This is a genomic window from Acidimicrobiia bacterium (assembly GCA_018057765.1).
Lineage (GTDB): Bacteria > Actinomycetota > Acidimicrobiia > IMCC26256 > JAGPDB01 > JAGPDB01.
On sequence record JAGPDB010000016.1, the window covers coordinates 34,213 to 44,757 of the forward strand.

Genomic DNA, 10,545 nt, shown 5'->3' on the forward strand with positions numbered 1-10,545 from the left:
ATTAACTAATATTGTTCTTTAGCAATTAAAGGGTGTTATGTCGATTTCAGAAAAGTTTAATATAGCATATTTAGCTCTGGGTGCTAATGTCGATAATGCATTTAAAACTAGATTTGAATTTCTGTGTTTTGCTATTAAACAATTAGAAGAAAATGAGGATATCCATGTCCTAAAATGTTCGAAAGTATATGAAACATTGCCAGTTGGATATCTTGATCAAACTAATTTTCTTAATTGTGTTATAGAAATTCAAACAACATTAACAGCCATAGAACTTTTGCGTTTCTGTAAATTAGACATAGAGTTAAAAAGTGGAAGAACAAAGATTATCGAAAATGGTCCTAGAACCATAGATATAGATATTTTATTTTATAATGATGAAGAAATATATACCAATGAACTAGTTATACCCCATCCAAGAATATATGAAAGAGCTTTTGTATTAGTTCCATTGAATGATATAGCAACAAAAAAAGTTGGAAATATTATGCAATATGAATTGGTCGATACGATTGAAGGTGTTTCATTGACAAAATATGATTTAGATCAGTATTTACAAGATCTAGTAATAAAAAACCATCAGAAAAGTAGCACATGATGGAAATAGTGAAAGATCCAGTATCATTAGCTTCTATATTAAATGAAGTTCGATCTACGAATCTTGAAGTTGGTTTTGTACCAACAATGGGTTATTTGCATCAAGGTCATGGTTCATTAATTGAAGCTGCAAAAAATGACAGTGATTTTTGTGTGGTTTCAATATTTGTTAATCCAACCCAATTTTCCCCAACTGAAGATTTAGAAATTTATCCTCGTGATATTGTTTCTGACACAAAATATTGTGAATCACTTGGTGTAGATATTCTTTTTCTACCAGAAGAAGAATATCTCTATGGTTTAGACAATACTCATACAACGACTGTAAGTGTCCAGGGTCTAAAGAGTAAACTGGATGGTGAATTTAGGCCTACTCACTTCGATGGTGTGAGTACTATTGTTGCAAAGTTATTAAATATTGTGGGACCGTCTCGTTGTTTTTTAGGAATGAAAGATGCTCAACAAGTTTCGATAATATATCGCATGGTTAGAGAACTTTTTATGAATAACACAATCGTTCCATGTCCTATAATACGTGAAGCATCGCATTTAGCAATGTCATCGAGAAATTCATATCTATCAAAAGAAGATAAAGAAAATGCAAAAGCTATTTACGAAACCTTAGATATTATTGGCAGTGAGATAGAAAACGGAAATCAAGAATATAGCAATCTTATTTCTAATGGGAAAATTAAACTACAATCTTCAAATTTAGAAGTACAATATTTAAAAATTATTGATTTTGAAACTATTGATGAGGTATATGAATTAACAACTGGCCAATATGTTTTAGTAGTTGCTGTTAAATGTGGATCAAAAAGATTAATAGATAATTTTTTTATATATGTAGATGATAATGATGAAATATTTATTGATCGTGGAAAAGTTTGTGAGACTATATGAGTGATGTAGTTGTTATAGGATCAGGTGTTGCTGGAATTAGTTGTGCACTCACACTGTTAGAAAATGGTCATAGTGTAACGATGATTACAAAAGCTAGAGCTATTGATAGCGCAACATGGTATGCGCAAGGTGGAGTTGCCTCAGCTATGTTTACCGACGATAGTATTGAATCTCACTTTGAAGATACAATTATTGCAGGAGTAGGGCTATGCAATGGTGATGCGGTAAAAACACTTGTTACTGAAGGTGCTAGCGCATTACAAAGATTAATCTCTCGCGGTGCGCAATTTGATCGTTTGGACAATGGTAGCTATGCACGAACTAGAGAAGGTGGGCATCATAATCCTCGAATTATCCATGCTGGTGGAGATAAAACAGGCGAGGAAATTGAACGAGCTTTGGTGAAAAAAGCGGAGAATATTTCTATTGATCAACTAGAAATCATTGAACACCACATGGCAACAAAAATAATTGTTGAGAATAATGTTTGTAAGGGAATAGAATTTTGTGATACAGAAGGCGACATTTTTACCAAGTCATGCAATTTTGTTGTTTTAGCAACTGGTGGAGCTGGTCAAATTTTTGCAACTACAACTAACCCAGTTTTGGCTACAGCTGATGGGCTAGCCCTAGCACTAGAGGCTGGTGCAATTTGTGCAGACTTAGAGTTTATGCAATTTCATCCAACAGCACTCCATGTGCCTTTGATGCCCAGACCGCTGATCTCTGAAGCTGTTAGGGGTGAAGGCGCAATTCTTAGAGATGAAAAAGGGATTGCATTTATGTTTGGTAGCCATGAACTTGCAGACTTGGCTCCTCGTGATGTTGTTTCAAAGGAAATCGCAAAAATACAAGCTATGAATAATATTGAGTATGTATTTTTAGATGCAACAATGATCGAGGATTTTGAAAATCGTTTTCCAACAATTTTTGATGCTTGTAAATCAGCCGGTCTTAACCCTTCAATAGATTATTTACCCGTTTCTCCTGCCGCACATTATTATTGTGGTGGTGTTGTGACAGATCTTGATGGAATTACTTCAATTGATGGACTCTATGCTGCTGGCGAAGTTGCATGTACTGGTATACATGGTGCAAATCGTTTGGCTAGTAATTCTTTATTAGAAGGTTTAGTCTTCGGTGAAAGGGTTGCTCAATCAATTATCTCTTCCAAAAAAAATTATACCAAGTCTGGAATTTTTGCGGAGTTTGTATCTGAAGCTGTGGATAACTTGTCGTGCAAGGACAGACCCTACAAAGTAATTTATCCACATGTGGATAAATTGGGTTCAGAGCTTCAACCTAATCATGTCACAATCAGTCAAGCACGTAAGTTATTGCAAAAAACAATGACTTTAAATTTCGGCGTTGTTCGATCGCGTGAATCCATAGAATTAGCAAGGAAAGAGCTTGAAGTAATCTCCAATAGCATAAATCTAGATGATGATAGTTCAGTATTTTCAAAATACGAATTTGAACATCTTTTGATTTTGGCAAATGCAATGATAAAAGCTGGTTTTATTAGAGAAGAATCTAGGGGATGTCATGTACGATCAGATTACACTGAAGAATTAGATGAATTTTTAGGCCGTGTAATATTTTTTAGTAGAGAAAATGTAAAGTTTATGAAATTTTTAGAAGTGGAAAAATGATTGATATTATAGAAAATTTAGTTGAGTTGGCGCTTGCAGAGGATTTCAATGATTTAGGTGACGTTACTTCGCTTGCTTTATTTGATCAAACCAAATCTGGAGAGATAGCAATAGTATCAAGATCAAATGGAGTGTTGTCTGGTTGTACTTTGGCCAAATTAGTTCTCGAAAAAGTTGATCCTTCAGTAAACATTAAATGGCATATAGATGATGGCCAGCATTGTGTGTCAGGTCAAAGACTTGCAACTATTGACGGTCCCTTAGCTTCGATATTAAAAGCTGAAAGAACAGTTCTTAATTTTTTGTGTCATCTTAGTGGGGTCGCAACTTATACTAATTGTTTTGTTTCTAAGCTTGACTATATTGGCTCAGTAACTAAAATTCGTGATACGAGAAAAACAACTCCAGGATATAGAGCTCTAGAAAAAGCTGCTGTTGTTCACGGCGGTGGTGTCAATCATCGGATGGGATTATATGATGCATTCCTAGTGAAAGACAATCATCTCGCAGGTTCAACCATAGATTCTGTTGTCGAAAAATGTAGAGAATATAATAGCGATCTTCCTTTAGAAGTTGAAGTTGATTCACTTGAACAATTAAAAATTGTTGCATTAGCCAAACCTGATCTGATACTTTTAGATAATTTCACTCCAGAAATGGTTACTGAAGCTCTGGCATTAAAAATAGATATACCCTTTGAAGTTTCTGGTGGTATAAATATCTCTAATATTTCACTCTACGGAAAAACGAATGTAAAATACATTGCTATAGGTGCATTAACTCACAGTGCACCTATTTTGGATATAGGATTTGATTTAATATGAGACTCGTTTTTGATATAGGTAATACAACAATTAGTTATTCGCTCTATGATGACGGCTTGGTTAACCCGAAAAGAATACGAAGCAATGAAATAAAAACCACACAAGATATTACTGAATTAGTTATTAGTGCTCTTAAAGAAAGCAATAATGAACTTGATGAGATTGTTGTGTGTGCTGGTGTATCAAGAATTCGAGCGCTTGTTTATGACTACGCTTCAGTTAGCACTATTCCTGTGCATTTTGTATACGGTTCAAATTTGTGTGGTGCAAAGATTTCTTATGAAACACCAGAAACTATAGGTCCAGATCGTGTAGCTAATTCAATTGCAGCACAAGTGATTTATAAAAAAAATGTTATTGTTGTTGATTGTGGAACTGCAATTACAATCGATGCAATAGATGAAAACGGTATTTTTGTTGGTGGAGTTATTGCTCCGGGTATTGAAACACAACGTAATTCTTTGACTCAATCAGCTCCTGCATTACCTGAAGTAGAGTTATCAGTCCCTGATGATATTTTGGGTTCTAACACTATCGACTGTATTAAAAGTGGAGTGATTTTTGGATCTAGTTCAATGATAGATTCTGTTGTAGGGAAAATTTCGGCAAAAAATGGATATAATACTTTTGTCTTAACGGGTGGAAATTCTCACATTTTGAAATCTATTTTAGAAACAGATTTTATTCATGATGATTTTTTTACTTTAAAAGGTTTAGGCTTGGCTAAAGTTATTTAGACTTTAAGTATGCATCTAGTGCATCTGCTTCACTAGCAAATCTATTTTCTAGTCCCTCTACTAATCTTTTTTCAATAGTTGGTCCAGCCATCATTATTTTTACAAAAATGGAACCTTTTAGTTCTCGAGTGCACGTTCCATCTTCATTATCAGTAAATGTTAATGTAGCCGAACAATTGCTTGGAATTTTACCACCCATATAAACGACTTCAATGGTGCCTGTTTTTGTGTCCTTGTCGATCTCGATTGTTTGTACCCAAGTTAGAGGTTTCCCCATTAATAAAGCATTGGCAATAGCGTCAAGCTTCCCAGAAAATTGCCATGATGTCTTGCAGCTGATTTTAGTATCCTCACTGGAGTGTTCTTGAAGTTCAGGAACTAAAACATCTTCGATTGTGTCTAACTGCTCTATGAATTCTTTTGAATAGTTTGTCTCTACTACTTTTTCGAAACTTGCAGGGTATGTGTGTGTATTAGAAAAGTCCATTTATCTATTCTAGCTTTACTATGTAGTGCGTTGTGTCAATCCTTTGAGTAGTTTTAGAAAAGACTGTTTTACTTCCCTGTTTATCTCAGATCTATTGAGAAAATCGGTTGCTAAATTCACATGTTCTAAAGCTATTTCTTTTGTTGGATCTACATATTTTTTATGTTTAACTATCTTTAAAATATCATTCAAATGAATTGGATCTTGGAGCATTTCTCTAATTTCAGAATTATCTTGAAGCGAAAATATTACCGGCAATGTATAGTTTCCTTCATTAATGTCATTACCTGCAGGTTTTCCTAATATTTTACTTGTTGAAGTCAGATCTAATAAGTCATCAATTATTTGGAACGTCATACCTAAGTGAAAACCAAATTTTTCTAATGCTTCTATAGTTTGTATGGCCGCACCACTCAATGATGCTCCAATTTTGCATGTGCTTGCAAATAGTGAAGCTGTTTTTCCTTCAATTGCTTTTAAATATTGTTCTACAGTTCTATTTGTATCAAAAAGATTCTGTTGTTCAATTATTTGTCCAACACATAATTCCATTATTGTTTCTGCAAGTATTTTTGCAATATCTGAACCGAGTTCTGCACTTAATATTGATGCTTGGCCAAGTAGATAGTCGCCACTTAGTATTGCTGTTGTATTTGAAAATTGAACATTAATACTTTTTAGGTTTCGTCTTGTCGTCGCGTTGTCAATTACATCATCATGATGAAGAGAACCTGCGTGAACCAATTCAATTGCACATGCACCATTTAAAATTTCTTGACTAACAGGTTCTAGTCCATTGATTGCATAAGAACAAGCGATTGCTAGAGCAGGTCGTAGTCTTTTTCCTCCTGCCAATAAAGTGTATCGAGATGCACTCTCCATTAATTTATGTTCACTATTAACATTTTTTGACAGTACATCTTCAAAACGTTCCAAATCACCTTTAAGTGGTGCAAGTTTTAAATCAGTCGGTTTCATAGCTAATATTCTAAGTTAAATATTAAATTAGTGTGCAATTGGAAAATCATTTAACTTCAATAAAGTGTAACAACTGCGAGGTCAGCACCCGAATGAGCTTGCTCAAAAAGTTCTATAGGCACTATACCTCTAGGTCTGTTGGCTGCAATATTTCTTGTGGTCTGATCATTCAAAATATCAGTATCAACTTTTACTCCATCGGTACATAAAACAACAGCTTCAAATCCGGAAACATGTGGTCCAGTTTGTTCAGTATTTGTAAGGGAGACGAGTTTGAATCCATCTGAAGATAATTCTTCATTTGTATAACGTCCAAGCGGTGGTGATACATATGAATCTCGATTAGCAGTTATTTGTTCTTCGCGTGGAATTAACATTGCTTCTGTAATTCTTTTTTTAATAAGACCTAGTTTTGTATAGTTGTTTTTTCCTGCAAGTATGTCGTAGAGTCCATTAAGAATCGGAAATTCATTTACATTATTTCTCACTAAATCGTTTACAAATTCGTCTAGTGAATCATTTTTAAAGGCTTCGTCAGCGCCATCCCAAAAGACTCGAACTTCTTCTAATAAAATATTAAATTCTTTTTGAGCCTCGATCGACAGCATCTGTTTCCCATGTAACATTTCCCACCCATTAGGCTTGAGCACATAAATTTCGCTGTCGCCTGATGCATAAAATTCACCGACTAATTCGAATTGGTCACAGTTTGGATCTACATAAATATCCCCAATTACAAGCATTGATTGTGGGCTAAAAGTTTTCCAGTCAAAGTTATGAAGTCTATTGTTTACTCGCAATAACGCCTCTGGAATATTTGCGCTTTGTACTAATCCATTTTTTGTGACAGCAGAGGCAAATGTAGCTAAATCGTAAGGAGCGAGACTACTATCTCGTGGCGTAACTCCATCAATTGCTATCAAGCGTCTTAAAGGTATATTTTCAGTGAGTTTTCTTGGTGCATTTGGGATTTTGACTGAGGCTAATTCATCTGCCATAGAAGCTCTGTGGCCACTTTTTAGATGTGTACTTATAGTATATTCTTCATCCCCAATTTTAAATACTTTTGGATTTATTCTTTTGCTTGTCGGCATGAATCATCTTTCAACTAACTTTTAATAAATTTTAGTCGTATTGTCCTATATGTGCAAATAGACCATGATGTGTAAACATATTGTGTGGAATATTGCTTTCACTCAGGGTGTTATCTCATTTAATGATCTTTAGTTATCATGTGTTTTTACCGAAATTATTAACTAAGATCAGAGATAACTTTTTGAGATTGATAGAAATCTCATAAGATTCTTCGAAAGGTAAGGAATCACAGTGTTTGAGCGTTTTACAGATAGAGCCCGTCGTGTTGTTGTGCTGGCACAAGAGGAAGCCAGACTATTAAACCATAATTATATTGGGACAGAACATATTTTATTAGGACTAATTCATGAGGGTGAAGGTGTCGCTGCGAAAGCTCTAGAGTCATTAGGCATATCTTTAGACGCTGTGCGTGGTCAAGTAGAAGAAATTATTGGTCAAGGTGGATCAGCTCCTAGCGGTCACATACCTTTTACGCCTAGAGCCAAAAAAGTACTCGAACTATCACTGCGTGAAGCACTTCAATTAGGACATAATTATATTGGTACAGAGCATATTTTGCTCGGATTAATCCGTGAAGGCGAAGGTGTGGCTGCTCAAGTTCTTGTAAAGCTTGGTGCTGATCTCTCAAGGGTTAGACAACAGGTTATTCAATTGCTCAGTGGCTATGGCCAAGGTGGTGGAGCACAAGCTGGTCGTGAACCGGGTGCTGGAGCTACTAGTCGTGGTGAAGAGCAAGGTGGAACTGCTGCTGGTTCACAAGTGCTTGATCAGTTTGGTAGAAATCTAACCCAACTCGCGCGTGAAAAACAATTGGACCCTGTTATTGGTAGAGCTAAAGAGATCGAACGCATTATGCAAGTTTTATCTCGACGTACAAAAAATAATCCAGTATTAGTTGGTGAACCTGGTGTTGGTAAGACAGCCGTTGTTGAAGGTCTGGCACAACAAATTGTTGCTGGTGATGTTCCAGAAACATTGGAAGGTAAACAACTTTATACTCTTGATCTTGGTGCTTTGGTTGCAGGTTCGCGATATCGTGGTGACTTTGAAGAACGTTTGAAAAAAGTTCTAAAAGAAATTAAAACTCGTGGTGACATAATTTTATTTATCGATGAGATGCATACTCTTGTAGGAGCTGGTGCTGCAGAAGGAGCTATTGATGCTGCTTCTATATTAAAGCCAATGCTAGCACGTGGTGAATTACAAACAATTGGTGCTACAACTCTTGATGAATATAGAAAACATATTGAAAAAGATCCTGCATTAGAGAGACGTTTTCAGCCTGTAAAAGTTGAAGAACCTTCAGTTGGTGAAACAATAGAAATCCTTAAAGGTCTACGCGACCGTTATGAAACTCACCATAAGGTAACAATTACCGACCAAGCTGTTGTTGCTGCTGCAAACTTGGCGGATCGTTACATTTCTGATCGCTTCTTGCCAGATAAGGCTATTGACTTAATTGATGAAGCTGGTTCTCGTATGCGTATCCATAGAATGCAAACTCCTGGTGATTATAAAGAGCTTGAAGATGAAATTGCGAAAATTCGTACGGAAAAAGAACAAGCAATTGAAGGTCAACAATTTGAACGTGCAGCCCAAATGCGCGACAAAGAAAAAGAATTACTTGCTTCTAAAAAAGAAAAAGAAGTCAAATGGAAAGAAGAAGGGGTCGATCTTTTCAATGAAGTAACTGAAGAATCTATCGCAGAGGTTCTTGCAATGTGGACTGGTATTCCTGTCTATAAATTGACAGAAGAAGAAACAGCGAAACTACTTCGTATGGAAGATGAGCTTCATCACAGAATTATTGGTCAATATGCAGCTGTAGAAGCCGTCTCTAAAGCAATGCGTCGTACGCGTGCAGGTATAAAAGATCCTAAACGTCCTAGCGCTTCATTTATTTTCTTAGGTCCTTCTGGTGTTGGTAAAACTGAATTAGCTAAAACTTTGGCTGAATTTTTATTCGGTGATGAAAATGCACTGATCACTCTAGATATGTCTGAGTATATGGATTCACATACTGTTTCTCGTTTATTCGGTTCGCCTCCTGGTTTCGTAGGATACGATGAAGGTGGACAATTGACTGAAGCTGTAAGACGTAAACCATTTAGTGTTGTATTGCTCGATGAAATTGAAAAAGCTCACCCACAGGTATTTAATACTTTCTTGCAGGTTCTAGAAGATGGTCATTTAACAGATGCTCAAGGTCGTAAAGTTGACTTTAAAAATACTGTCATCATTATGACTTCTAACTTGGGTACTGCAGACTTGCGTAAATCCAATGTAGGTTTCGGTGGTGGTGATGCTAACTATTCTTACGAGAAAATGAAGGATAAGGCTATGGATGCACTGAAAGGCCATTTCCGTCCTGAATTCCTTAACCGTGTCGATGAAGTTATTGTATTTGCTGAGCTTTCTAAAGATGAAGTTATACAAATTGTTGACTTGTTCTTAGACCGTCTTCGTGTGCAACTACTTTCTCAAGGTCTAGGCTTAGAGTTAACTCAAGAAGCTAAACTTTATGTTGCGGAAAAAGGTTATGATCCTACTATGGGTGCACGTCCGTTACGTCGTGAAATTCAAAAACTTGTAGAAAATCCTATGTCAGAAATGATTCTTAAAAAGGATTTTCATGCTGGAGAAACGATTCTTGTTGATGTGACAGACAAGCTTGGTGAAGATGGAAATGTTATTGTTGGTGAAAAAACGATTACGTTTAAATCCATGCCAACTATAACGACTGAAGAAGCACCTTCTTTAAAAGCACATGAAGAAGACATAGAAACACAAAGCCCAAAAGCTAGTAGCGGTATTTCTAAAGCTGCAGGAACTAAAAAACCTAAAGCCGGTGGAACAGGTACTGCGACCACTGATCCAATAACTGAGTAATTCGTAAAGGTCCAATATCTGAGTAATTCGTAAAGGATTGATATTTGCTGAAGAAAAGACGTTATCCAAGTCTTAGAACTAACCTCATTTATAATCTGGTTCTTCTTCCAGTGCTCGTGTTATTGTTTTTGCTTGTACGATCTGAACCAGATAGCGGTGCAATATACGTATTATTTTTAATAGTTATTTTTCTTTTGATTCCTATTGAGTACTTTTCGAGTACGTATATAGATTTCGAAAAAAATCGAGTTTTTGTCAGATGTCGGTGCTGGAACATCGCCAACAATAAGTGTTGTTGGAACAGACACAGCAGGTACAATCACTCTTACAACTGGTGGCACGCCAAGCGTATCAGCAGATGTGTTAACACTGACATTTGCAAA

9 protein-coding genes are annotated in these 10,545 nt (G+C 36.0%); 6 read left to right on the plus strand and 3 right to left on the minus strand.

The genetic code is table 11. The features are described from left to right. Positions 1–37 precede the first annotated feature (37 nt). From folK to KBF89_06315, 5 genes are read left to right on the plus strand one after another with little or no spacing between them, the layout of a single operon-like run. Positions 38–598 carry a 2-amino-4-hydroxy-6-hydroxymethyldihydropteridine diphosphokinase gene (gene folK / locus KBF89_06295; protein MBP9115940.1) on the plus strand — a complete coding sequence of 187 codons (561 nt, stop codon included), beginning with the start codon at positions 38–40 and terminating at the stop codon, positions 596–598. Continuing rightward, complete coding sequence (gene panC / locus KBF89_06300) at positions 595–1,500, plus strand: pantoate--beta-alanine ligase (GenBank protein MBP9115941.1); 906 nt, start codon at positions 595–597, stop codon at positions 1,498–1,500. The genes folK and panC overlap by 4 nt, the downstream gene beginning before the upstream one ends. Continuing rightward, the gene (gene nadB / locus KBF89_06305) at positions 1,497–3,152 is read left to right on the plus strand and encodes an L-aspartate oxidase (protein MBP9115942.1); all 1,656 of its coding nucleotides are present in this window, start codon (positions 1,497–1,499) and stop codon (positions 3,150–3,152) included. Before panC ends, nadB begins: the two co-directional genes overlap by 4 nt. Beyond that, complete coding sequence (gene nadC, locus KBF89_06310) at positions 3,149–3,976, plus strand: carboxylating nicotinate-nucleotide diphosphorylase (protein MBP9115943.1); 828 nt, start codon at positions 3,149–3,151, stop codon at positions 3,974–3,976. Before nadB ends, nadC begins: the two co-directional genes overlap by 4 nt. Next, a complete protein-coding gene (locus tag KBF89_06315; GenBank protein MBP9115944.1) occupies positions 3,973–4,713 on the plus strand; it encodes a type III pantothenate kinase in 741 nt (246 codons plus the stop codon). The genes nadC and KBF89_06315 overlap by 4 nt, the downstream gene beginning before the upstream one ends. Here KBF89_06315 and KBF89_06320 read toward each other — a convergent pair. From KBF89_06320 to KBF89_06330, 3 genes are read right to left on the minus strand one after another with little or no spacing between them, the layout of a single operon-like run. After that, the gene (locus KBF89_06320) at positions 4,706–5,200 is read right to left on the minus strand and encodes a DUF2505 family protein (GenBank protein MBP9115945.1); all 495 of its coding nucleotides are present in this window, start codon (positions 5,198–5,200) and stop codon (positions 4,706–4,708) included. The two genes, KBF89_06315 and KBF89_06320, sit on opposite strands and share 8 nt — an antisense overlap. A gap of 18 nt (positions 5,201–5,218) precedes the next feature. Further along, the gene (locus tag KBF89_06325) at positions 5,219–6,178 is read right to left on the minus strand and encodes a polyprenyl synthetase family protein (protein MBP9115946.1); all 960 of its coding nucleotides are present in this window, start codon (positions 6,176–6,178) and stop codon (positions 5,219–5,221) included. A gap of 56 nt (positions 6,179–6,234) precedes the next feature. Further along, positions 6,235–7,272 (minus strand): hypothetical protein, encoded by a 1,038-nt coding sequence (locus KBF89_06330; GenBank protein MBP9115947.1) that lies wholly within the window; start codon positions 7,270–7,272, stop codon positions 6,235–6,237. Between the two features lie 232 nt (positions 7,273–7,504). Between KBF89_06330 and KBF89_06335 the strand changes: the two genes are divergently transcribed. Beyond that, positions 7,505–10,162: an ATP-dependent Clp protease ATP-binding subunit gene (locus KBF89_06335; protein ID MBP9115948.1), complete on the plus strand. Its 2,658-nt coding sequence runs from the start codon at positions 7,505–7,507 to the stop codon at positions 10,160–10,162. Positions 10,163–10,545 lie beyond the last annotated feature (383 nt).